This is a genomic window from Variovorax sp. P4_B11 (assembly GCF_056402355.1).
The window spans coordinates 334,624-357,139 of the sequence record NZ_JBFUHO010000002.1 but is presented as its reverse complement, the minus strand read 5'-3'; the positions used below and the strand labels follow the sequence as shown (position 1 = coordinate 357,139).

Here is a 22,516-nt window from a genome sequence, read left to right as displayed (position 1 = left end):
GAGGGAGCGTGGGGGCCAGCCCTACGGCATCATCGCGCCGCAGCGCCAGCACTGCTCGAACCCGCCCTCCACCAGCTCCCCGCAGCTGCATTCCCAGCGGCGCTGGGGGCGATGGCGCAGGTCATGCAGCAGCCGCTCGGCGAGCGCGAACTGGGCCTCGTTCTCGATCCAGATCTCCGGCAGGCACTGGTCGGGCGGCAGCTGGCCGGCCGCGGCCCCGAGGTACTCGCGCTGCACCGAGGCGCCGATGCCGTCGTCGCGCAGCATCTGCACCCACAGCGTCGCGATCGCGAGGTTCGGAGCTTGGGCCAGGCGCCGCATCGCATTCAGCCGGCCGGATCGGGCAGTGCGTCCTCCGGCCGGACCTGGCCGGCCTCGCGCGCGCGCTCGGCATACTTGTTGAAGCGCCAGGCGCTGTCCTGCATCGTGATGCGGCGCCAGGTCGAGCGCTTCTCGGCCGGCGTCATCGCGGGCCAATGCTGCACTTCGTCGAAGCTGCGCCCGCAGCCCTTGCACTCGTCGTCGCCCTGGCTGGTGGAGCAGATGGCGATGCAGGGCGTGTCGGGCGTGCTCTGGTACCAGGCCAGCCAGGCGGCCCAGGCCGCGGCGGGAAAGCCGACCTCGTCGACCTCGTCTTCGTGGTGGAACACCATCAACGCGTAGACCTCGGCCAGCGCCCGCAGCTCGGGGGCCAGCGTGATGCCATCGGGCGAAGGCTTCCGGTCGCGCCAGAAGTTGATGGCGGCCTCGATGTCGGTGATGTGAATGGCGGCCATGGGGGACGAAAAAAAGCGAGCGCGCATCATAGTCCGAGCAATGTCCCGCACCCGTTGAAGGAATTGATTGCTATGAAATTCGTAGCATCAAGGCTTTTCGCAGCAAGGACTTACAGCGCTTTTTTCTCAAGAGGGCAGCCGGCCCGAGTTGCCAGGCCACGGCCGCGATGCTCTAATTCCGTCCACGAAGGGGAGTAGCTCCCACTCGCTCTCGAGAGAGTGGGTTCGCCAGGTCGTCAATACGAAGCAAAACACTTCCGGCCTGTCGGGCAGCCGCGTGCTGTCATGCAAGACCTTCGATATAAGCCCTCGCGGGTTTGATCGAAGCGTTGCAATCCCCCCGAGACTCCGTTCTCTCATCAACGCCTCATCCGATCCACGCGAGCGGGAGTGAAACGAAAACAGAGAGAACTTCATGGAGCTATTCCTAACCCCCGAATTCTGGGTCGCCGTCGGCCAGATCATCATGATCGACATCCTGCTGGGTGGCGACAACGCGGTCGTGATCGCGCTGGCCTGCCGCAAGCTGCCGCCGGCCCAGCGCACCAAGGGCATCCTGTGGGGCACCGCCGGCGCCATCGTGCTGCGCGTGGTCCTGATCTTCTTCGCGCTGACGCTGCTGGCGATCCCGTTCCTGAAACTGGCCGGCGCCATCCTGCTGCTGTGGATCGGCGTCAAGCTGCTGGCCCCCGAGCATGACGATGCGCACGGCAACATCGCAGCCAGCGACAAGCTCTGGGCCGCGGTCAAGACCGTCATCGTGGCCGACCTGGTGATGAGCGTCGACAACGTGATCGCGATCGCGGGCGCCGCGCAGGGCGCCGGCGAAGGCCACCAGATGCCGCTCGTGATCTTCGGCCTGCTGGTCAGCATCCCGATCATCGTCTGGGGCAGCCAGCTGGTCATCAAGCTGATGGACCGCTTCCCGCTGATCATCACGCTGGGCGGCATGCTGCTGGGCTGGATCGCCGGCACCATGGCGGTGTCCGATCCGTCGGTGGCCAACCCGGCCGCCTGGACCTGGGTACCCAAGCTGCCGCAGAGCGACGTGGTGCGCTACGCAGCGGGCGTCATTGGCGCGGTCCTGGTGCTGGTGATCGGCAGATGGGTGGCGTCGCGCCGTCCGAAGTCCGCCGACACGGTCACCGCCTGACCCCTTCGATCCGTTGATGTCTCTGCCACTCCAACCAACCCAAGGAGCAATCATGGAAAAGGTCATTCTGTACGTGGACGATGCGGCCTACGCGCGCGAGTTTCTCGCCCGGGCGCCGGCCGACGCCGGCGTGCGCCAGTGGGTGCTGGTGGCTTGCGCGCCGCGCATGACCCGCCACATCAGCAAGTGGGTCAGCCACAGCGCGCGCGAGAACTGGCGTGCCAAGTGGTTCGCCAAGGTGCAGGCGCAGCTGCTGCCCCTGCTGGCGGTCGGCGATGCGCAAGTGACGCCGGTGCTGGCCAAGGGGCCGTTGACCGAACTGACGCAGCGCCTGAAGCTGGCGCATGGGGCCGCGCGGGTGGTCGATGCCCGCCGGCCGAAGGTCGGCGTCGACCTCGAACCCGTGGCCCCCGACGTGCCGCCGGCCGGCCATTCGGGATGGGCGCTGCCCGGCGCGGTGATCGGCATGGGCGCGCTGCTGGTGCTCGCCAACGAGCTGTCCGAGTAAGCTGGCGGCAGGCGCCGGATGCGACTTCTATTCAAGTGGCTGCTCAGCGCGTTCGCGCTGCTGGCGGTGGCCTATCTCTACAGCGGCGTCCAGGTCACCACCTACGCCTCGGCGCTGCTGGCAGCCGCCGTGATCGGCCTGCTCAACATGTTCGTGCGGCCGGTGCTGGTGGTGCTGACCCTGCCGGTCACCATCGTCACGCTGGGCCTGTTCCTGTTCGTGATCAACGCCCTGCTCTTCTGGGCCGCCTCCGGGCTGCTGTCGGGCTTCCACGTCGACAGCTTCCTCGCCGCGCTGCTCGGCTCGCTGATCTATTCGCTGCTCGGCGTGCTGATCGAGTCGGCGCTCGGCGGGCTGTTCTCGAGGCAGCGCTGAAGGTCTGAGCGCCGCGCCTCTTTCTACCGCTGCTGCTGCCTGGCCTCGGCGGCCTGCTCCCTGACGAGCGCGTCGATGGCACGGGCGCGGGTATCGACGATCGATGCCTCGTAGTGGTCGATCGGCACCGAGCCGGGCTTGCGGATCAGGTCCTGCGCGGCCTTGAAGCGGTCGCGGGCCGCCATGAAGTCGAGGATGGCGACGTTGGCCTCGGCATCGGCGCGGACGGCGCTGACCGGCTCGTTGTTGGCGCCGTACAGGTTGCCGAGCGTGCGCCAGGCGGTGGCATCGCGCGGATGGGTGGCGACCCAGTCGCGCAGCGTCGGAATCATCGGCGCCGGGCTGCGGCCGGCGACCGCGGCCTGCGCCGACAGCAGCATCTCGGGACGATCCTTGGCCTTCGGGTTGAGCAGGGCCGCCGCAGCCGGTGCCGCACCGGCCGCCAGTTCGATCTCGGCCGACAGCAGCCGGGCCAGCCGCGCCGAAGGTGGATCGCCCGCGGTGCGCGCGATCAGTTGCTGGACCAGCGCGCGGGCCGCCTTGAAATCACGCAGCTCGATGGCCGACAGCGCCGCCGCATAGAGCATGCCCGCCTGCTGCGCCGGCGAACTGCGCGCGAACTCGCTGCCACCGGGCGCATCGGCCCATTGGCGCAGCACGTCGACGCCGGGACGGGTGAGCACCCGGGCGCGGGCGGTGATCATCGCGTGGTCCGTCACCAGCGGCAGCGTCGCCGCAGTGCCGGGCTTGAACTGGAAGCGGCCCTGCATGTCGGCGATCCGCTCGCTGTTGAGCGGGTGGCTGCGCAGGTAGGGGTAGGAGCCGTTGTCGTTGAGCCGCGAGGCGTACTGCAGCTTCTCGAACATCGCCGCCGCGCCCTGCGGCGCGAAGCCGGCCTGGGTCATCACGCCGAAGCCGACGCGGTCGGCCTCGCGCTCCATGTCGCGCGAGAAGCTCAGCTGGTTCTGCATGAACATCGCCTGGCCGCCCATGATCATCGCCTGGCCGGCATCGCCGCTGCGGCTCTTGCTGGCGGCGATCACGCCGAGCACCATCGCGGCCAGCATCAGCGGCATCTGCTGGCTCTGCTTGGTCATGATGCGCGCGATGTGGCGCTGCGTGACGTGGGACAACTCGTGGCCGAGCACGGTGGCCAGTTCGTCCCGGCTGCCGACCACCGCCACCAGCCCCAGGTTGAGCCCGAGGTAGCCGCCGGGCAGCGCGAAGGCGTTGATGTTGCGGTCGCGGCCCAGCAGGACGGTCCAGGCGAAGCGCTCGTCGAGTTCGGGCGTGAGTTCGCCGCGCAGCCGCGCAGCCGCCAGCAGGCGCTGCCAGATGTCCTGCACGTACTCGGCCAGCACCGGGTCGTCGATGTAGTCCGGGTCGCGGTAGAGCTCGCGGGCGATCTGATCGCCCAGGTGCCGCTCGGCGCTGGCGGTCATCTCGCCGCCGTCGCCCATGCCGGGCAGCAATTGGGCCTGCGCGCGGAACGGCAGCGCGATCTGCGCGGCCATCAGCAGCCCGGCGCACAGGCCGCGCAGCAGGCGTGCGCCGCGCCGCGGCGCGGGGGAAGGGGGTCGGTCGATGGCAGTCAAGCGTGGAATTCCTGTCCAGGGCTCGGCCCCGTATGATGCTTTACTCCACGGAACGTTCACAGATGAGTCCACTTACCCATTTCGATGCCCAGGGCCAGGCGCACATGGTCGACGTGGGCGCCAAGCCGGCGACCCACCGGGTGGCGGTGGCGACCGGCCGGATCGAGATGCAGGCCTCGACCCTGGCCCTGATCGAGTCCGGCAACGCCAAGAAGGGCGACGTGCTGGGCGTCGCCCGCATCGCCGGCATCCAGGCGGCCAAGAAGACCAGCGACCTGATCCCGCTGTGCCACCCGCTGGCGCTGACCCGCGTGGCGGTGGCTTTCGCGCTGGCCGATGGTGGCATGCCGCAGGTGGCCTGCACCGCAACGGTCGAGACCGTCGGGCCGACCGGGGTCGAGATGGAAGCCCTGACCGCCGTCCAGGTGGCATTGCTCACGGTCTACGACATGTGCAAGGCGGTCGACCGGGGGATGCGCATCACCGACGTCCACGTGCTGGAAAAGCATGGCGGGAAGTCGGGGAGCTGGGTGGCCGGCTAGCGCCTGTTCGCCCTAGCGCAGCGGCGAGGTCTTTTCCAATCGGCGCATGAAGCGTCGCTCCCAGAGCTTGTCCGCGAAGAACTGCAGGGTCCGACGAACGCGTTCGCGACCGTTGCGGGCGTCGTAGGGCGACCGGATGTCTGCGCCCAGTTGTCTCGCACGCACGCTGAGCAGGGTCTCGGAGAGCACGCAGCGCAGCTTCATGCGCATGTCCTCGAAGTTTTCGGCGCTCAGCGGGCTGGCCTTGTACCAGCCGCTGTTCCATTTGTACTTGCGCTTGGTCTCCACCATCTGGTTCGGATCGGCCACCATGAAGATCAGGCGCGTTTCGGCGTACGCGGGATCGACGTGGTCGCGAAACAGCTTGCGGGCCGGCTCGTAGCTGTCGTGCACCAGCGAATCCAGGAACTCGTTGCCGGGAGAGAGCGTCGCCAGCCCCCTGCGCAGCGTCTTGTTCATCGCGAAACCGTAGGTCACGATGTACTCGAGCTGTGGCCCCAGAGGGGTGTTGACCGAGCGCACATAGTCGTTGACCTCGCCCAGGATCCAGGGGCCCGAATGGGTGCTGAGCCTCTCGATCTCCTGGCCGAATCGCGCCGCTCGCTGGGGGCTCCAGCCGTGGTGCCGCGCCACGGTATCGTTCGTGAAGATCCAGACGTCGGGCTCGTCGCTGTGGGACAGGATGGCCGCCACGCCTGAATCCCAGCCGGAGAACTCGCGATTCGAGTTGTCCCCCGGGATGACCTGTGCCGCCTCGAAGCCGAAACCGGTGTAGGGCGCTTCGCCGGCCGTCCCGGCGTTGTCGACGATGACCAGCGTGACGCGGTCGCCGGGCCTCATGAAGGCATCCCGAAACCGGGCCAGCAGCTCGATGGAAAGCGCCCGGCGGGCATGGCCGAACTCGAGGTGCACGAAACTGTAGTGGGTCATGGTGGGTCCGTTGGATCTGGCCCGCTAGGCTGCGGCTGCCGCCACAGGGGCGGACTGGACGAAATGTAACTCGAAACAACTACATACAGGTACAGGCTCCGGGCGAAGCAGGCAAGAGTCGAGCCTACTCGGCGGGATCCTCGTCCACCGCCTTGCCATCGGCCCAGCGCGCGTGGTCGGCCGGAAAGGCGGCGCTGAAGCGCACCGCCTGGGCGTGGGCCTCGTCCTCGTAGCCCAGCAGCTTCGCGCTGTCGATCAGCTTGACGACCACGGCCGGCTCCGGGGAGAAGTGCAGCACCTGCTGCGCCAGCGCATGCACCTCGGCGGCATTGGCGCGCGTGACCGGCGTCAGCGTCAACCTGGCGAAGGCGACCGGCGCCTCGAACAGCCAGGAGCGCTGCGCCTGCTCGAGCGGGCGGTCCCGGTAGGCCGCAAGGCGCTTGTCGCGCGCCAGGTAGACCTGGCTGATGCGGGTGTAGTCCCAGGCGGCGTAGCCGACCGCCGCCAACAGGACGGCTGCCGCGACGGCCGGCCATGCGCGGGCCGCCAGCCGTGGGGGCCGGGGCGAGCGAACCGCCGTCGGCGCAGCAGGCCACAGGTAGCCCAGGCACAGGCCGAAGACCAGCTGGAACGGGCCGTACCAGAGCGGGTACTCGAGCAGGCTGTGCAGCACGATCACGCCGAGCAGGCCCCAGGCCGTCAGCCGCGCCGGGTCGGTCTCGCGCCAGGGACGGGCGGCGAGCACCAGGCCGCCGAAGCCGGCGCAGACCAGCAGCGCCGCGGGGACGCCGAGCTCGACCGCCAGATGCAGCGGCAGGTTGTGGGCGTTGTCGAGGATCTCGACGAAGCGCGGGCCGGCGTAGAGCGTGCTGAAGTGCGCGAACTTCAGCTCGCCCCAGCCCCAGCCGGCCCAGGGGTGCTGGGCGATCAGGTCGATGACGTTGCGCCAGAGCAGCAGCCGGCTGTGGGCGTCGGGGGCGCCGTCGCGCAAGCGGCTCATCATGCCTTCGACCTCGGAACCGGTGAGATGCGGCAGCAGCCAGGAGACGGCGAAGTAAGCAGGCACTGCGGCCAAGATCAGCCATGGATCGGGGAGGCGCAACGACTGGACGGGCGCGCGGGCGCGCTCCCGCCAGGCCAGGAAGGCCGAGATGCCGACGATCGACAGCAGTTGGAGCAAGCCGGTCCGGGAGGTCGCCGCGGCTGCGGCAACGACCAGCAGCACGCCGGCCGGCAGCAGCGCCAGGCGCACCCGGCGGCCGGAGACCGCGTGCAGCCACAGCGCCGCGATCAGCGCCATGCTGATCAGGGTGGCGAACTGGTTGCGCTGGCGCAGGTTGCCGTAGGCCTGGCCGAGCTCGGGGGCGGTGGTCCAGGGGACCACGGGGCCGGCGAGGCCGAAGTACTGCAGCAGACCCAACAGGGCACTGGCCAGACCGGCGGCGAGGAGGGCCCAAGCCAGCGGGGCGGGCGAGCGCGAATCCGCCATCCGTGCCCCCACGGCCGCGGCCAGGCCGACCGCCGCCACCGCGAGCAGGGTCGACAGATCGAACGCCAACTGGCTCCCGCGGCCGAACAACACGGCCAAGGCCACCACGCCCAGCCAACCCAGGAGGGCCAAAGAAGGCCGCGCGATCGGTCCGAGCGCCACGGCCACGGCGAGACAACCCCACGCCGCCAGCTGCTGCAGAACGCTGACCGAAGGTCCGACCGCGAAGGGAAAGAGAAAAGGCAGGGCCAACGCCACGCTCAGCACGGCTCTTCGCGCCAAAGGAGGGACGGCGGCACCTTCACCCCGCGAGATGGAAGCGAGAACCAAAGAAGGATTCATTAATGCGACAAGTTCACAGATTTTCGACGGGCTGGCGACGAAAGGAATCAATGCGCGGACAAGCGGCGCCGGCGAAAAAAACCATCCAGTGACAATTTGTGACTTAAATCAAGTGGTCAAAGGTCGCTACTGTGCACAACGTTTCCCCGCCTCGTTCTCGCTCGGGAGGCTTCACGCTCATCGAAGTCATGATCACCGTCGCGATCATCGGGATTCTGGCGGCCGTGGCGCTTCCTTCTTACGTCGACTATGTGCGGCGCGGACAGCTTCCGGAAGCATTCAACGCGCTTTCCGACTACCGGACGAAGATGGAGCAGTACTACCAGGACAACCGCAATTACGGGTCTTCGGCCACTGCTTGCGCCGACAACGCAGCGGCCAATACCTGGAACACCTTTCCCAAGACCATCAAGTATTTCAGTTTCGATTGCCGCGCCAACACCGTCGCGGGCGACTCGAAGCAGCAAAGCTACATCATCACTGCGACGGGTGTTGCGGGACGCGCGGTCGGCTACGACTACACCATCAATCAGAACGGCGACCGCACCACCACCAAGTTCAAGGGTGGCACCGTGGCCGCAAGCTGCTGGCTCACCAAGAGTGCCGACTGCTGAACGCGCCGGGCACACCATGAGACAACGCGGCTTCTCTCTGGTCGAAATCGTCGTCACCATCGCGGTGCTGGCGATGCTCTTTTTCGCGACCATGCCGAGCATCGGCACCTGGATCGACAACACGCGCATTCGCGGCGTCGCCGACTCGCTGCAGAACGGGCTTCAGATCGCGCGTGGCGAAGCGGTCCGCCGCAATCAGAGCATCTCGTTCTGGCTGGTTGCGGTCGACAATCCGAGCACACTGAGCAACGACTGCACACTCTCGGGCAGCAGCGGCTCCTGGGTCGTGAGCGTGAACTCGCCGCTCTCCCATTGCGCGGATCCCCCCTCCATCATCTCGTCGCCGATGATCGTCACCGGCCGGGCCGTCGGAGACAGCGGAGGCAGGGTCTCGGTGAGCGCCGTCCAATCGGACGGCACCGCGGCCACCAGCGTCACCTTCAACGGCTTCGGGCGCATCGCGAATACCGACCCGATCCAGAAGATCGACGTGACCGGTACCGGCTCCGACGTCAACTACCGCAATCTGCGCATCGCGATCACGTCGGCAGGCCAGGTTCGGATGTGCGACCCCGGCGTGAGCGACGCCAACGACCCGCGCAAGTGCCCCGCCGAGTAACCGCGATGCCTGCTTCCAAACTTCCCCGACTCGCTGCGCGTCCGCACCTTCGCGGTGCCGGACGCCGAAGCGAAAGTGGCATCGTGCTGGTCGAAGTGCTCGTGGCACTGCTGATCTTCATGCTCGGCGTGCTCGGGCTGGTGGGGCTGCAGACTTCGATGACGCGCGCCCAGACGGAGTCCAAGATCCGCGCAGACGCGGCCTACCTCGCCAGCGAGGCGGTCGGGCGCATGTGGTCGGACTTGACCAATCTCGCCGGCTACAGCGGCAGCAGCTGCGCGTCGCTCGATCGCTGCAAGGAGTGGCAAGGCAAGGTGGCCAGCGGCCTGCCGGGCGGCACGGGGGCGATCACGGTGGACGTCCCCACCGGCGATGTGACCGTCGAAATCGACTGGACCCTGCCGAGTGGTGAAACGCACAAATACGTGACCTCCACCACGGTCGCCAAGGCAGGGAGCTGAAATGCCGCGCATCACTCCGCCAAGCTTCTCGACGAACAGGCAACGCGGCTTCACGCTGGTCGAACTCATGGTCGGCCTGTTGCTGGGCCTGCTCACCGTGCTGGTGATCAGCCAGGTGCTCGCACTGGCCGAAGGCAAGAAGCGCTCAGTCACCATGGGCAGCGATGCGCAGGTCAATGGCGCACTCTCGCTGTACACGCTCCAGAGCGACATCCAGATGGCCGGCTATGGGGCGACCGCCAGCCCCGATGCGCTGGGCTGCCTCGTCAAACGCCAGTTCGACGCCGCGGGTACCCCTTTCACATTCACGCTGGCGCCCGTTGTCATCGGCGATGGCGCGAGCGGCGCGCCCGACACCATCACCGTGCTGCAGGGCCGTACGGCCGGGTTCTCGGCGCCGATGATCTTGACGGAGGACCACCCCCAGACCACGCCCTATTTCGTGGTCGCCTCGACCCTGGGCGCAGTCGCAAGCAACATGATGATCGCCGTTCCCAAGGTGCAGGGCCCGAGCAACTGGTGCACGCTGTTCAATGTGACCAACGACCTCGGGGCCGCCGAGACGACGCTCAGCACCACGCGCTTGCCGCATGCCGCCGGGACAACCGGAAAATGGAACCAGAGTGGCATCTTCCCGGCATCAGGGTATCTGTCGGGCAGCTACGTGCTGAACATGGGATCGATGGTCTACCGCACCTACGCGGTCGACAGTGCGCACAACCTCTCGGTCACTGAACTGTCGCCGACCACGGGCGGGACGAGCACGCAGGAACTCTATCCGCAGATCGTCAACCTGCAGGCGATGTACGGCAAGGACACCAACAACGACGGCGTGGTCGACACCTACGACACCACGACACCGACCACCAACGCCGGCTGGCTGCAGGTGCTTTCCATCCGGGTGGCGGTGGTGGCGCGCAGCAACCAGTACGAGAAGGACGCCATCACCTTGACCGCGCCGCAATGGGACGTGGGCGCCACCGGCACCATCAACGGAGCCACCACGACCACGTGCCAGGGCACCAGCAAATGCATCGCGCTCAAGGTGGATCAACTCACCGACTGGCAGCACTACCGCTACAAGGTCTACGACACGGTGATCCCCCTGCGCAACATGCTCTGGAACTCCTGAATGAGCACCACCAGCCATCCACATTCCCGCAGGCACGCGGCCCCTCGTCGCGGTGTTCAGCGCGGCGTGTCGTTGATATTCGCACTGATCACGCTGGTGGCGCTGTTGCTCGCCACCCTGGCGCTGATTCGGTCGGTCGACACCAGCACGCTGCTGATGGGCAACCTCGGCTTCAAGCAGGACGCCACCTCCAGCGCCGACCAGGCCACCCGAAAGGCCATCGACTGGTTGACCCTGAACAGTGCCAGCCTGAACCTGAGCGTGAGCAAGAGCGGGTACTACGCGAGCACCCTGGAACTGGCGGATGACGGAACGACGGTCCAGTCGCCGGTGGACGTCACGGGCCGGCAACTGGCAGGCACCACCAGTCGGCAACTGGTCGACTGGGACGGCGACGGCTGCAAGTACATGACGGGCGGAAGCTGCAGCGTGCTCACTGCGAGCGCGGGAACCATCAACGGCAACAACGCGAGCTACGTGATCTTTCGACTTTGCTCCAAGCCCGGCGACTTCACCACCGACAACACCATCAGTTGCGCCAAGCCCATCGCCAACACCGGCAGCACAGCGGCAAAGAGGGGCGAGTTGAACTACACCGACCCTGCCCGCTTCGCCGGCACTTCCGGCCCTTACTACCGCATCGTCGTGCGCGTGCTCGGCGCGCGCAACACCGCCAGCTTCACCGAAACCATCGTGCATTTCTGAAGAGGGAGCGCCGTCCCGGCGCCCGCAGAGGAACCCCAGGCCATGAAACAACAAACAGCCGTCGCATCCCGGACCGAGCGCAGCCTCAGCGTCTGCCGCATCCTCCTTCTGACGGCGGCCACCGCCGTGGCGGCAGCATTCGCGCCGGGCCTCCAGGCCGCCACCGACCTGTCGAACCAGCCGCTGGCGACGCTGCCGACCGTGCAGGCCAAGCCGAACCTGATGTTCATTCTGGACGACTCGGGCAGCATGGATTCGGCCTATATGCCGGACGACATGAGCTCGAATGGCCGCTACGGCTACTGGACCTCCCAGTGCAATGGGGTGGCCTTCGATCCTTCGCAGACCTACGCGCCGCCGCTGTACGCCGACGGCACCTCCTATCCCAACGCCAGTTTCACCAAGGCGCTGGACGATGGCTACGTCAGCAACAGCTCCACCACCGACCTCACCAGCAGCTACTACTACACGTACAGCGGAACCCAGCCCAAGATGGGCTGGGTCTACGACACCAACGGCGTCGTCAAGAACACCTTCTACAACGAGTGCATGCTGAGCACCGGGACCGCCAGCACGCTCTTCACCAAGGTGACGATGACCAGCGCGTTGGCCGATGCGCAAAAGTACGCCAACTGGTATTCGTACTATCGCAAGCGCTATCTGCTCATGCGCACGGCCATGGGCCAGGCGATTTCAAAGCTCGATTCGAGCTACCGCGTGGGGTTCAGCACCATCAGCGACACCGGCGTCCAGGATGGCAAGAACTACTTTCGGGACGTGAAGGACTTCGACAAGACCCAAAAGACGAACTTTTACAGCAGCCTCTATGGCGCCACCCCCAGCAGCTGGACGCCACTGCGCGGCGCACTGTCCAAGGCCGGCCAGTACTACGCCAACAAGGCATCCGGCCAGACCTACGACCCCGTGCAGTACTCGTGCCAGCGCAACTACACGCTCCTGTCGACCGACGGCTACTGGAACACGAACACCGAATCATCGACCTACGGGCCGTTCAAGCTCGACGGCACCTCCACCGTCGATGAACAAGACGGCGCCGAAGACCGCCCGATGCGCGACGGTGCCACGAAGGCGACCATCGACGTCACGACCTCGACGGCAAAGGCTTATCGCAACGAGACCAGCACGCAAACGCGCACTGCCGCTTGGACCCGGATCGCGACCACGATATCGTCCAGGAGGCGGGGAAATAACGGTTACACCGTCACGACGGAAACGCAGAATCAGGTATTCACGCAGACCCAGACCCACAAGTCGGTCACGGTACAGGTCGGCACGGCGACCCGGACCACGACTGTCGTCACGCCTGATGGAGGCACGGCGACCACGACGACCAGCGCCATCAGCTATTCCGGTTGGGTCAACACCTCCCAGGTCACGGTGACGGACACCGACACCGGCGCTCCGACGGCGACAAGCACTTTCACCGACAGCGGCACTGCCACGTCGACCTCGGTCAACCGATCCACCGCGGGCAACGACGGCACGACGTATTCCACGGCCACACAGGGCGCCTGGAGCAGCTATTCGGCGCCAGTCGTCGTGGATGCCACGCCGACGCCGCCGTCGTCGAGCGATTTCGTGGCCGGCCCCACCACCCGCACGATCGGCACCGTGGGAGGCGACTCCAACACCCTGGCCGACGTGGCCGAGTACTACTACGCCACCGACCTGCGCACCAGCGACCTGGGCAATTGCTCGTCGAGCAGTTCGGGCTCCACCGAGGACGTGTGCGGCAACCTGGTCCCCGAGGTGGGCAGCGACAAGGCCAAGTGGCAGCACATGAACACCTTCACCATCGGCTTGGGCGTGAGCGGCACGCTGACCTACGACCGGGACTATCTGGTCCAGACGGCGGGCTCCTACGCAGACCTGAAGAGCGGCGCACTGAACTGGCCCGATCCGACCCTCAAGGAGGGCGCCACACGAGTCGACGATCTCTGGCATGCAGCGGTCAATGGCCGCGGCCAGTACTACTCGGCGCTGAGCGCGAGTGCGCTCAGCGAGGCCATCAACGGCGTGGTCACCTCGGTCCAGCAGGTCGCCGGTTCGGCTTCCGCGGCCTCGACCAGTTCGCTCGAACTGGTGGCAGGCGACAACAACCAGCTGTACAAGGCCAGCTACACGACCAGCCTGTGGACCGGTGACCTGCAAGCCTACAAGCTCACGGGCCAGGATGCTTCGCTCAGCGTGACGCCGATCTGGTCTGCGCAAGAAAAGCTGGACACGACCTCGGCCTCCGGCCGCAAGATCTACTTCAGCAATGGCAGCACGCTGCAAAGTTTCGAGTACGCGAACCTCAGCACCGCGCAAAAGGCGTATTTCGACAACTTCTGCGCCCTGACCCGGACCGTGGTGCCGTCGCAATGCGCTTCTCTCTCGACCGCCACGTCGACGAGCCGCCCGGTGAGCGACAAGGCACTGGCGGAGACCGGCGCCAACCTGGTCAACTACCTGCGCGGGACACGCACCTACGAGAGCAGCAGCATCGACGCGTCCAGCAACACGGTGGCAGCGCTTTACCGCAAACGGGACCATGTGCTGGGCGACATTGTCAATGGCGCCCCGGTGCACGTGAGCAAGCCGCCATTCAGCTATGCCGATGCAGGCTACGCGGACTTCGTGACAAGCCACGCGACGCGGGCGCCCGTGGTGTATGTCGGCGCCAACGACGGCATGCTGCATGCGTTCTCGGCCGACAGCACCAACGGCGGCACCGAGCTCTGGGCTTACGTGCCGGGCAGCGTGATGGCCAACATGTACAAGCTGGCCGACAGCGGCTACGCGGCGAAGCACCAGTACTTCGTGGACGGTGCACCGGTGATGGCCGACATCAAGGCCGGCGGTGTCTGGAAGACCATCCTCGTGGGAGGCCTCAACAGCGGCGGCAACAGCTACTACGCCCTCGACATCACCGACCCCAGCACTCCGAAGGCGCTGTGGGAGTTCACCGACGGCAACCTGGGCCTGAGCTTCGGCAACCCCGTCGTGACCAAGCGCAAGGACGGCACCTGGGTGGTGGTCTTTGCCTCCGGCTACAACAACACCTCCGACGGCAAGGGCCGGCTCTTCGTGCTCGATGCGAACACCGGCACCAAGCTGATGGACGTCCCCACGACCGCCGGCAGCACGAGCAGTCCGAGCGGCCTGGCGAAGGTCAATGCATGGATCGACAGCCCGAGCGACAACACGGCCGCCCGCTTCTACGGCGGCGACCTGCTGGGCAATCTCTGGCGCTTCGACATCGACGACCTGGTGCAACCGAACAAGGGCGCCCTGCTGCTCGCCAAGTTCCAGATCGACGCCAATACGCCACAGCCCATCACGATCAAGCCCGAGACGGTGGACGTCTCCGGCCACCCGGTGGTCGTCGTGGCGACCGGACGCTACCTGGGTGTCAGTGACATCGAGAACACCACGCAGCAGAGCATCTACGGCGTGAGAGACACGCTCACCAATTCGGGCTGGGGGGATGTGCGCGCAAACACCACCGACTTCGTCATCCAGACCTTCACCCTGACCAACGATGCGAACGGCAAGCCGGTGTCCGCGGCGGTCACCGACAACAAGGTCGACTGGGGCACGAAGGGTGGCTGGCGGGTGGACCTGCCGCAGACGGGCGAGCGCGTGTCGAGCAACCTGGGCCTGCAGTTCAGCACGCTGTCGATCGGCACGACCATTCCAAGCGGCAACGCCTGCGACTCGGGCGGTGCGTCATGGCGCTATTACCTCAACGTCGCCAATGGCGGCGTGATCAATACCAATCCCGCGGGCGAGCTGTGGAACAGCAATGCCTTGATCGTCGGCATGAGCTGGATCAAGGACAGCAACGGCAACGTGCGCATCATCTACCAGAACAGCGATGGCAGCATCAAGAGCGAGATTCCGCCGATCAAGTCGAACACTGGCACCGGCAGTGCGCATCGGACGTCGTGGCGAGAATTGACGGACTGATGCTGCGACGAGCATGACGGCGATGGACGCGGTGGCAGGCGGGCCTCCTCGCGCGTCATCCTGGCTGCCAGGCGCGCGCGGTGCGCTGCCGCTGTGCATTGCCGTGTCGCTGGCGGCGCACCTCCTGCTGCTGACGATGCGTGCGCCTCCGGCGCCGCCCCGGCAGGCGGCGCGGGCGCCCTACGGCTTGGCCGGCAAGATTCAGGCGCGACTGCTGGTTCCGAGTGCGCCGAACATGCGATCGGACATCACGACGAGAGTGGGTCCGATGGCGCATGCCGGGTCGAAGCCAGCGGCAGCGTCATCCGTTCCCACCAACCTGGCCGCCCCCGATCGCCCGGCTCCGCCGCCCGAACCCTCGAGGTCGGCGCCGACGACGAAGGCGTCCGACGAAGCGCCACAGCCCGCACTCGACGCGGAGGCGCCGATGCTTGCGGAGCCAAAGGGAGCGGCGATCCAGGACGACTATGTGCCGCGCCCCCTGCTGACGATTGCGCCAGTGGCGCAGACGCCCGTGGTCATTGCCGCGCCAGACGGCGAGGACGATGGCGAGCGACATGTCGGCATCCTTGCGCTCTTCATCGACGAAACGGGCCAGGTGCAGTGGATCGAGGCCAACGAACCGCTCTTGCCCGCGCCGTTGGAGCGGGCGGCCCGCGAGGCCTTCATGGCTGCGCGCTTTTCTCCGGGCGAAGTCGACAGCCGTGCCGTCAAGTCGAGGGTGCGGGTGGAAGTGGTGTTCGACAGCACGCCGCTGGACGATCGCCAACTGTCCATCGTGAGAAGTGGGCGCCTGGACTGAGGGCAGGGATCGGATGGACCGACCCTGCTACCTGCGAAACGTGAATACCACCGACAGGTAGGACACCGGCTCCGTTCCGATGTCTTCAACTCCGTGCAGCGCCGTTGCATCGGTCGGAGCGCGTGGGCTGATCGGAGAAGAAGCGCGACACAGGCACGTCGAGGCCGTTCGCGATTCGCGCCTGCGTCTCGACCGAGGGCGAGACCAGCCCGTGCTCAATGCGCGAGTGCAAGGAGCGCGAAACCTCCGAGCGCCGCGCCAGCTCGCCGCCAGAAGCGCCGCTCGCGATGCGCAGTGCGCGCACCTGGGCGCCAAGCTGCGAACAAGCTCGCTGCGCACGGGCTTGGGCGGCGCCGAGCCGGGCGACTTGGCTGCGCCGAGCAGCCAATCTTCACGGTACCGGGGATCAGAGGCCGGGGGCCGGCGCAGTTCAGCAGCGCGTCTATCGCGCTTTCGCCTTTGCTTTCAGGGCCTTGCGCGCCGCTTTGCGCAGCGCCTTTAGCAGCGCATCGCCGGCGGCATCGATGGCTTGCAGGCAGCGTTCGAACTCCGCATTGACCGCCGCCACGAGGGCGCCCAGTTCGGCCGGCGTGGCGCTGAACTCGTCGTGCTCGTGCAGGTGAAAGGGGCGGATGAAACGTTCAATGCAGACGCAGGCGCGGTACACGTCCTTCAGGTCGCCCAATCGGTCGGCGACGTCGATGGCGCGGCTTTGGGCGGGCGTTACGAGGGAGTGCGCGGATGCGCGAGAGGATTTAGCCATGATGGCCTCCAAGCGGTGCGGTTTGCCACAACCGCCGCCCCCAACGCCAATTGGTGGCGGCGACTCGAACAGGTTGGCGTACCGGGCACCGCTTGCGCGAACCGGCGAGCCTTGCGGCTCCCCGTCCGAGCCGCCAAAAAATGGAGGCACGAACGACAAAGCCGCAGACCCTCTGCGGTGAAGGCTGCGGCTTGCGTCGCAGCGGTGCTTTGGGACGCCAATCCCGATCACGCCTTTTTTTTTGACGTGACCGCCGCAGTATAGCGACAAGGTTTGGGCGATGCGAACAGCGGAGCCACGCCAGCGCCAGCTTCAACGCGCGTGCAGTTGATCCCCCACTGGCCCGCTAACGATCAGACGGACCGATCAGAGCCGCGATGGTTCTTCCCACGATAACCAGGTCCAACCACAAGCTGCGTGCCCGAACATACTGAATGGCGTAATCGAGCTTTGCAGGAAGCACAACCTCCACATAGAACGCCTCGGGATCGTCGGCCGCCGCGAGCAGGCGGTTTTCATCCCTGTACGCAATAGAGGCGAGGTCGGTGATGCCGGGACGCACGCTCAGCACCAGCTCTCGCGCCTCCGACGGATAAAGCGCCACATAGCGCGGCACCTCGGGCCGAGGCCCGACCATGCTCATCTCGCCGTTCAGCACATTGATGAACTGCGGCAGCTCATCGAGCTTGTGGCGACGAAGGAATTGACCGGCCCGAGTGACACGCGGATCGGCGCCGACGGTGATCTGCGCGCCGCCGGCTGCCGCGGAACCTGCGGACATGGTTCTGAACTTGTATATGGAGAACACCCGGCCGCGCAGGCCGACGCGGTCCTGGCAGAACAGGACAGGGCCGTGCGAATCCAGCTTGATCCAAAGAGCAATGAGCGGCAGCAGCGGCGCCAGCACCAGCAATGCGCAGGATGCGACTGACAGGTCGAACGCCCGCTTGAGCATCAGGCCAGGATCTCGCGCAGCGCCGCGATCACCCGATCCTGATCGGCGTCGCTCATCGCGGTGAACAGCGGAATGCTGAGCATGGCCTGATAGGCCGCCTCCGAATGCGGGAACATGTCGGGCGTCAGGTTGTAGCGGTCCCGCCAATAGGGCTGCCGATGCAGCGGCACATAGTGGACGCTGGTGCCGATTCCACGATCGGACAAGCCCTGGATGACCTGGTCGCGCGTCACCTTGGCGGACTCGCTCAGGCGGATGACGTACAGATGCCACGCATGCACTTCGCCAGCCGGGGCGTCCGCGGGAAGAATAAGCGGCAAATCCGACAGCTGCTCGCGATAGCGCGCAGCGAGGTACTGGCGCCGCTCCAGAAAACGCGGCAGCTTCGCCAACTGATGAAGGCCCATCGCCGCGGCGATGTCCGTCAGGTTGTACTTGAAGCCAGGGGCAACCACCTCGTAATACCAGGCGGGCGTCTTCGACTGAAACCGGTCGAACGCATCGCGGCTGATGCCGTGAAGGCGCATCATCTTGATGCGCTTCGCCAGCTCGGCGTCGCGCGTCACCACCATGCCGCCCTCGCCGGTCGTCATGGTCTTGTTGGCGTAGAAGCTGAACACCGTGGCGTCGGACGCGAGTGTGCCGATCAATTGGCCACCGCAAGTCGCGGGCAGTGCATGCGCCGCGTCTTCGACCACGCGCAGATCGTGCTCACGTGCGAGGGCCAGCAGGGCCTGCATGTCCGCAGCCAGGCCGCCATAGTGAACAGGCACGATGGCCTTGGTGCGAGGCGTGATCGCCGCCTGGACCAGCCCGGGGTCGATGCAAAGGGTCTCAGGGTCGACGTCGACCAGAACCACGTCGGCACCAAGATAGCGAATCACCTCGGCCGTCGCCGTGAAAGTGTGCGTGGTGGTGATGACTTCGTCACCTGGCCCGATGCCCAGGGCCTCCAAAGCGAGGTGAAGGCCCGCCGTCGCGGAGTTGACCGCCATGCATTGCAGATCCTCATCGCCGAGGAAAGTGGCGAACGCCGCCTCGAAGCGCTTGGCCTTAGGGCCCGTGGTGACCCAGCCGGAGCGCAAGGTGTCGACCACCTCTGCGATTTCTTCGTCGTCGATGTCGGGCAGGGCAAAGGGGAGGAACGGCTGTAGAGGCGACATTCGGTCAGTCTTTTGCGATCCAGCACAACACGTGCGTTCGCAGGAATGGAAACAGGTTGAGCAAGTGATAGATCGCAGGATGAACGCGACACACACGACGGCTGATCGGCGGTGCCAGGGTAACCCTTCGGACCATCATGCGCCCTTGAGGGAAGAGGGCCTTCACCCGACGTAGTGGTACGGCCCGGACGTCGTTGTTGGAGGGATTGTCGTAGACGAAGTCGTACCAAAGCACGCCGCCGCCGGGTTTGACCCATGACCACATTGCATCGGCCAAGCGCTGCTGAACGGCGTCGTCGAGCACCGACGAAAACACCGTCGATGAGAAAACGATGTCGGCGCTACGTTCGGCGATTGGAGCCGCGGCTGCGTCGCCCGCGAGCACCGTGAGCGCGCTCGGCAACCTCTCCCTCGCCAGATCGACCCTACCGGGCAGGAGCTCGATGCCGGTGAGGTGCTGCGGAGCGAAGCCCCAACGCAGAAAATCAAGGAGATTCGATCCATCGCCGCACCCGACTTCGACAAGACTGTGCCTTGCCATCTGCGAAAGGCCGGCGGATTGCAGCAGCGAAATTGCGACGCGATGACGCTCTTGAAGCGACAGAAGAGCCGCCGCATCCGTCACCTGATAGCGAGAATCCTTGACCTCACGTGCAGCATATCGCTTGTGCAAGGCGTCCAGTTCGGCCTGATGCTGAAGCTCCCGTTGATCCACCCAGCTACCTCGTCAACGCTGCAAAGCGATCTCGCGCGGCACTCTTCCTCAGAGCATCGCAACAGCCGGCGATGAAACCCAATCCATAGCCGAGCTGGTAAGCCGCAACGACAACGGGAAGGCGCAGCAACACGCCGACCTTCGGCTTATGTTCGATTGCGAGTGCTATCACGACCGCAATCAGCGCTGCGCCATAGGCGATCGGTAGTCCCAGCCAAGACCAGATGGGCGCGCCGAACGCTGCCAGTCCCACAGAGACGGTCAATCCGAGTACCAGCGCTCCTGGAACAAGTTGCCGCCACGCGGCAGGTTGACCAAATTTCCTCATGACAAAGGGTTTCCAGTACCCGTACTGGACATACTGTCGGAAGACTTGACTGAGGCTTCGCCTGGGCCTGTAGACGCTCCGGATTCGCGACGACTGCCAGACACGTCCTCCGCCTCGAACTATACGCATGTTGTGCTCGTCATCCTGATTTCGTACGAGCGCCTCGTCAAAGTCACCGAAACGCTCAAAGGTCGAGCGCGGCCAGCATCCGAGGTAAACGGTATCGGCCCAACCGTCGTAGTCGAGACGGCGAGATAGGGCGCCGCCGGCCACCCATCGAGACTGGAACGCCATCGCAACCGCGTGCTGCATTGAAGCTGCGCCTTCTTCTGGCTCGGCCTTCCACGCGCCACCGACGTTCGATGCACCGGTTTCCGCCAGCACCGCGAGGCATTGCTCTACGTAGTCAGGCGCGTACTCGCTGTGCACGTCCATTCGGACAATGACGGACCCTGCTGCGCGGGCCAGGGCCCTGTTCAGGCCGGACGAAGTTATTCTGTGTGGATTGTCGATCCATACAACACGAGAGTCAGCGTTCGCCAAGCGCCCCAAGCGGTCCCGCGTGTCGTCGTCACTCATTCCGTCGGCAATGACCAACTCGAGTGCCCAATCGGCCGACATTGTCTGCCCCAAGGCGCTTTGGCAGAAGCGCTCGATGTATGCAGACTCGTTGCGACAAGGCACGATGATGCTGACGATGCGCGCCACGCTTGAACTGGTCTCTGTTGTAGCGGTCATTTCAATTGCATGCAGGTCACAAACTGGAAAATGTCATTTCGGGTGCCCCGTGCAATCATACAAAGCGCTGCCTCCGATCACCTGTGGCCGGGCAAGCTCCTCCAAGCAGGACGGTCGGACTCACTCGCTCGCCCGCGACAGGATGCGAGCAATTCGATCCGCGGCATCTCCTGCTCCGTAAGGCTGAATGGGGGCGCCCGTTGTTCCAAGTGCCAACCGAAAGGCTGCAAGCAAATTGTCCGGCGACTTCGGCGGTGCGAGCCGGTTCCAGCCAGATTCGACCAGTTCCACCCATTCGGTTTCATCCCGCAGAGTCACACACGGCTTGCCGAAGAAGAAGGCCTCCTTTTGGACACCACCGGAATCCGTGATGACCATCTGAGCCGTTTGCTCTAGTTCGATCATGTCGAGGTAGCCAACAGGCTCGGTGCAGTGAACCCGGGGATTGTCGTCCGGGCTCAAGCTCATTTGCGCAAGGGCGCTGCGCGTTCGCGGATGCAAGGGCAACACGACATCAATGTCGCCCGCGAACCTCATCAAGGCCTGGACAATGGACTGCAGTCGGGCTGGATCATTCGTGTTTTCTGCGCGATGCACAGTTGCCAAGACGAAGGGGCGGCCTTCGATACGGCTCAGAACTCGCGGCCTCTGAGACCGTGAACAAGTCCGCTTCGCGAAATGCAGCACGGCGTCGTACATCACATCGCCAATAAGCGACACTTGCGAACTAGCGATGCCTTCATTCCGGAGATTGAGTACTGCCGCGTCGGTCGGGGCAAACAGCCAATGTGACATGTGATCTGTCAGGACCCTATTGACCTCTTCCGGCATGCGTCGATTGAATGACCGCAAGCCCGCTTCTACGTGAGCAATGGGAATATTGAGCTTGGCGGCAGCGAGCGCCCCCGCGAGTGTTGAATTGGTATCGCCATAGACCAGCACGATCTCTGGTTGCTCGCGCAGGAGAACCGTCTCGACTTCGGCGAGCATCCGTCCGGTCATTTCACCGTGTGTTGTGCCATGAATACCGAGTTGGTAGGTCGGCTCGACCATGTCCAACTCTTCGAAGAACACGCCGGACATATTTGAGTCGAAATGCTGTCCCGTATGGACAACCACTTCGTCCAAACTCACAGCCCGCAATGCGCGGGATACAACGCTGGCTTTGACGAACTGAGGGCGCGCTCCGATTACTGTCACGACCTTCTTCACGCGAATAGCTCCTTGTACAGCGCCCGGATGTCCACCTCACCACCTGTGGTCGGGCAAGCACCTCCAGGCAGGACGGTCGGATTGTCGGGTGTTTTCAGACCTTTCCTGAACCGTTGAGCGCAAGCGAGGCGGGTAAGGGCCGGAGGCAAGTGTCGGCTGCTTTCGAGAACCGCAGCTTTTGGAGGGTCTGCCATCTCGTAAAATCCGTCACGCTTGCGCCCCCCCGGGTTCCCGGGGGTTTTGCAACCTAGACACATTCTCCCCATGCACGTCCGACGGCCCGCTCTCGATCGCAAGCCCGGCCTCGCCTTGGTCGGCTGCGGCCACTTCGCGGGCAACCACTTCGAGGCCAGCAACGCGCGCGCCGCTGGCCGCGAGCTGATCGGCGTGCGCGCCCCGGCCCCGCTGGCCGCGGCGGTAGCCCGCACTGGCGCCAGTGAGCATGCGAATCTGCCGAAAACGCTGGCCGCCACCCAGGCGGAGTGCACCCTCCTGACCACCCTGACCATGCCGAGCAGCCTGCACCCAGCGCAGGCGATCGAGTTCGCACGCGCCGGCTGTGAGTGGCCACTCCCAAGTGGCCTCGACACCTGGGCCGGGTGGCTTGCGTAGGCCTGGCCGAAACCG

At 65.5% G+C, this 22,516-nt stretch carries 23 protein-coding genes and 1 pseudogene; 12 read left to right on the top strand and 12 right to left on the bottom strand.

The window, feature by feature from the left end:
- Positions 1-21: 21 nt before the first annotated feature.
- Positions 22-321, bottom strand: coding sequence for a DUF2007 domain-containing protein (locus tag AC1DYD_RS03890; protein WP_478171422.1), 300 nt, complete (start codon positions 319-321; stop codon positions 22-24).
- Positions 322-326: 5 nt separating this feature from the next.
- Complete coding sequence (locus AC1DYD_RS03885) at positions 327-776, bottom strand: DUF3717 domain-containing protein (RefSeq protein ID WP_478171421.1); 450 nt, start codon at positions 774-776, stop codon at positions 327-329.
- Between the two features lie 415 nt (positions 777-1,191).
- Here AC1DYD_RS03885 and AC1DYD_RS03880 point away from each other — a divergent pair, with 415 nt between their 5' ends.
- Genes AC1DYD_RS03880 through AC1DYD_RS03870 form a run of 3 tightly spaced genes read left to right on the top strand, consistent with a single transcriptional unit; the run spans position 1,192 to position 2,812 of the window.
- Complete coding sequence (locus AC1DYD_RS03880) at positions 1,192-1,929, top strand: TerC family protein (RefSeq protein WP_478171420.1); 738 nt, start codon at positions 1,192-1,194, stop codon at positions 1,927-1,929.
- Positions 1,930-1,981: 52 nt separating this feature from the next.
- Positions 1,982-2,437 carry a hypothetical protein gene (locus tag AC1DYD_RS03875; RefSeq protein WP_478171419.1) on the top strand — a complete coding sequence of 152 codons (456 nt, stop codon included), beginning with the start codon at positions 1,982-1,984 and terminating at the stop codon, positions 2,435-2,437.
- Positions 2,438-2,455: 18 nt separating this feature from the next.
- On the top strand, positions 2,456-2,812 hold the full coding sequence (locus tag AC1DYD_RS03870) for a phage holin family protein (RefSeq protein ID WP_478171418.1): 357 nt from the start codon (positions 2,456-2,458) through the stop codon (positions 2,810-2,812).
- A 23-nt stretch (positions 2,813-2,835) separates the two neighbouring features.
- On the opposite strand, the gene AC1DYD_RS03865 is transcribed toward AC1DYD_RS03870, so the two are convergent.
- Positions 2,836-4,326 (bottom strand): M48 family metalloprotease, encoded by a 1,491-nt coding sequence (locus AC1DYD_RS03865; protein WP_478171443.1) that lies wholly within the window; start codon positions 4,324-4,326, stop codon positions 2,836-2,838.
- A gap of 143 nt (positions 4,327-4,469) precedes the next feature.
- On the opposite strand from AC1DYD_RS03865, the gene moaC reads away from it, so the two are divergent.
- Positions 4,470-4,949, top strand: coding sequence for a cyclic pyranopterin monophosphate synthase MoaC (gene moaC / locus AC1DYD_RS03860; RefSeq protein ID WP_478171417.1), 480 nt, complete (start codon positions 4,470-4,472; stop codon positions 4,947-4,949).
- A gap of 12 nt (positions 4,950-4,961) precedes the next feature.
- Here moaC and AC1DYD_RS03855 read toward each other — a convergent pair whose 3' ends face one another.
- A complete protein-coding gene (locus AC1DYD_RS03855) occupies positions 4,962-5,879 on the bottom strand; it encodes a hypothetical protein (protein ID WP_478171416.1) in 918 nt (305 codons plus the stop codon).
- Between the two features lie 124 nt (positions 5,880-6,003).
- Positions 6,004-7,635 (bottom strand): PglL family O-oligosaccharyltransferase, encoded by a 1,632-nt coding sequence (locus tag AC1DYD_RS03850; RefSeq protein WP_478171415.1) that lies wholly within the window; start codon positions 7,633-7,635, stop codon positions 6,004-6,006.
- A 206-nt stretch (positions 7,636-7,841) separates the two neighbouring features.
- On the opposite strand from AC1DYD_RS03850, the gene AC1DYD_RS03845 reads away from it, so the two are divergent.
- The 7 genes from AC1DYD_RS03845 to AC1DYD_RS03815 all read left to right on the top strand — a co-directional run bounded on the left by AC1DYD_RS03845 (position 7,842) and on the right by AC1DYD_RS03815 (position 16,015).
- Positions 7,842-8,324: a type IV pilin protein gene (locus AC1DYD_RS03845; protein ID WP_478171414.1), complete on the top strand. Its 483-nt coding sequence runs from the start codon at positions 7,842-7,844 to the stop codon at positions 8,322-8,324.
- 16 nt (positions 8,325-8,340) lie between these two features.
- The gene (locus AC1DYD_RS03840; RefSeq protein ID WP_478171413.1) at positions 8,341-8,943 is read left to right on the top strand and encodes a pilus assembly FimT family protein; all 603 of its coding nucleotides are present in this window, start codon (positions 8,341-8,343) and stop codon (positions 8,941-8,943) included.
- Positions 8,944-9,026: 83 nt separating this feature from the next.
- On the top strand, positions 9,027-9,404 hold the full coding sequence (locus AC1DYD_RS03835; RefSeq protein WP_478171412.1) for a type IV pilus modification PilV family protein: 378 nt from the start codon (positions 9,027-9,029) through the stop codon (positions 9,402-9,404).
- Between the two features lies 1 nt (position 9,405).
- A complete protein-coding gene (locus AC1DYD_RS03830; protein ID WP_478171411.1) occupies positions 9,406-10,536 on the top strand; it encodes a PilW family protein in 1,131 nt (376 codons plus the stop codon).
- A complete protein-coding gene (locus AC1DYD_RS03825) occupies positions 10,537-11,241 on the top strand; it encodes a pilus assembly PilX family protein (RefSeq protein WP_478171410.1) in 705 nt (234 codons plus the stop codon). It abuts the gene before it with no gap.
- A gap of 42 nt (positions 11,242-11,283) precedes the next feature.
- The gene (locus AC1DYD_RS03820; protein WP_478171409.1) at positions 11,284-15,213 is read left to right on the top strand and encodes a pilus assembly protein; all 3,930 of its coding nucleotides are present in this window, start codon (positions 11,284-11,286) and stop codon (positions 15,211-15,213) included.
- Between the two features lie 13 nt (positions 15,214-15,226).
- Positions 15,227-16,015, top strand: a complete 789-nt coding sequence (locus tag AC1DYD_RS03815) for an energy transducer TonB (protein WP_478171408.1) — start codon at positions 15,227-15,229, stop codon at positions 16,013-16,015.
- Positions 16,016-16,118: 103 nt separating this feature from the next.
- On the opposite strand, the pseudogene AC1DYD_RS03810 reads toward AC1DYD_RS03815, so the two are convergent.
- The 7 genes and pseudogenes from AC1DYD_RS03810 to wecB form a co-directional block, all read right to left on the bottom strand.
- Positions 16,119-16,403 (bottom strand): annotated as a pseudogene (locus AC1DYD_RS03810) (helix-turn-helix domain-containing protein); the annotation flags it as partial.
- Between the two features lie 54 nt (positions 16,404-16,457).
- Positions 16,458-16,790 (bottom strand): hypothetical protein, encoded by a 333-nt coding sequence (locus AC1DYD_RS03805; RefSeq protein WP_478171407.1) that lies wholly within the window; start codon positions 16,788-16,790, stop codon positions 16,458-16,460.
- A gap of 334 nt (positions 16,791-17,124) precedes the next feature.
- Positions 17,125-17,733, bottom strand: a complete 609-nt coding sequence (locus tag AC1DYD_RS03800; protein WP_478171406.1) for a sugar transferase — start codon at positions 17,731-17,733, stop codon at positions 17,125-17,127.
- Positions 17,733-18,896, bottom strand: coding sequence for a DegT/DnrJ/EryC1/StrS family aminotransferase (locus tag AC1DYD_RS03795; protein ID WP_478171442.1), 1,164 nt, complete (start codon positions 18,894-18,896; stop codon positions 17,733-17,735). Before AC1DYD_RS03795 ends, AC1DYD_RS03800 begins: the two co-directional genes overlap by 1 nt.
- 4 nt (positions 18,897-18,900) lie before the next feature.
- Positions 18,901-19,611 (bottom strand): class I SAM-dependent methyltransferase, encoded by a 711-nt coding sequence (locus AC1DYD_RS03790; protein ID WP_478171405.1) that lies wholly within the window; start codon positions 19,609-19,611, stop codon positions 18,901-18,903.
- A 4-nt stretch (positions 19,612-19,615) separates the two neighbouring features.
- Entirely contained in the window at positions 19,616-20,647 is a 1,032-nt protein-coding gene (locus tag AC1DYD_RS03785) for a glycosyltransferase family 2 protein (protein ID WP_478171404.1), read from the bottom strand.
- 150 nt (positions 20,648-20,797) lie between these two features.
- A complete protein-coding gene (gene wecB / locus AC1DYD_RS03780) occupies positions 20,798-21,889 on the bottom strand; it encodes a non-hydrolyzing UDP-N-acetylglucosamine 2-epimerase (protein WP_478171403.1) in 1,092 nt (363 codons plus the stop codon).
- A 264-nt stretch (positions 21,890-22,153) separates the two neighbouring features.
- On the opposite strand from wecB, the gene AC1DYD_RS03775 reads away from it, so the two are divergent.
- Positions 22,154-22,501 carry a hypothetical protein gene (locus AC1DYD_RS03775; protein WP_478171402.1) on the top strand — a complete coding sequence of 116 codons (348 nt, stop codon included), beginning with the start codon at positions 22,154-22,156 and terminating at the stop codon, positions 22,499-22,501.
- The last annotated feature ends 15 nt before the right edge of the window (positions 22,502-22,516 follow it).

Bases quoted from the DNA above. Each gene is read 5' to 3' on its own strand.
- AC1DYD_RS03890 (WP_478171422.1), bottom strand. From the start codon at position 321: ATGCGGCGCCTGGCCCAAGCTCCGAACCTCGCGATCGCGACGCTGTGG.
- AC1DYD_RS03885 (WP_478171421.1), bottom strand. From the start codon at position 776: ATGGCCGCCATTCACATCACCGACATCGAGGCCGCCATCAACTTCTGG.
- AC1DYD_RS03880 (WP_478171420.1), top strand. From the start codon at position 1,192: ATGGAGCTATTCCTAACCCCCGAATTCTGGGTCGCCGTCGGCCAGATC.
- AC1DYD_RS03875 (WP_478171419.1), top strand. From the start codon at position 1,982: ATGGAAAAGGTCATTCTGTACGTGGACGATGCGGCCTACGCGCGCGAG.
- AC1DYD_RS03870 (WP_478171418.1), top strand. From the start codon at position 2,456: ATGCGACTTCTATTCAAGTGGCTGCTCAGCGCGTTCGCGCTGCTGGCG.
- AC1DYD_RS03865 (WP_478171443.1), bottom strand. From the start codon at position 4,326: ATGGCCGCGCAGATCGCGCTGCCGTTCCGCGCGCAGGCCCAATTGCTG.
- moaC (WP_478171417.1), top strand. From the start codon at position 4,470: ATGAGTCCACTTACCCATTTCGATGCCCAGGGCCAGGCGCACATGGTC.
- AC1DYD_RS03855 (WP_478171416.1), bottom strand. From the start codon at position 5,879: ATGACCCACTACAGTTTCGTGCACCTCGAGTTCGGCCATGCCCGCCGG.
- AC1DYD_RS03840 (WP_478171413.1), top strand. From the start codon at position 8,341: ATGAGACAACGCGGCTTCTCTCTGGTCGAAATCGTCGTCACCATCGCG.
- AC1DYD_RS03830 (WP_478171411.1), top strand. From the start codon at position 9,406: ATGCCGCGCATCACTCCGCCAAGCTTCTCGACGAACAGGCAACGCGGC.
- AC1DYD_RS03825 (WP_478171410.1), top strand. From the start codon at position 10,537: ATGAGCACCACCAGCCATCCACATTCCCGCAGGCACGCGGCCCCTCGT.
- AC1DYD_RS03820 (WP_478171409.1), top strand. From the start codon at position 11,284: ATGAAACAACAAACAGCCGTCGCATCCCGGACCGAGCGCAGCCTCAGC.
- AC1DYD_RS03815 (WP_478171408.1), top strand. From the start codon at position 15,227: ATGACGGCGATGGACGCGGTGGCAGGCGGGCCTCCTCGCGCGTCATCC.
- AC1DYD_RS03800 (WP_478171406.1), bottom strand. From the start codon at position 17,733: ATGCTCAAGCGGGCGTTCGACCTGTCAGTCGCATCCTGCGCATTGCTG.
- AC1DYD_RS03795 (WP_478171442.1), bottom strand. From the start codon at position 18,896: ATGTCGCCTCTACAGCCGTTCCTCCCCTTTGCCCTGCCCGACATCGAC.
- AC1DYD_RS03775 (WP_478171402.1), top strand. From the start codon at position 22,154: ATGCACGTCCGACGGCCCGCTCTCGATCGCAAGCCCGGCCTCGCCTTG.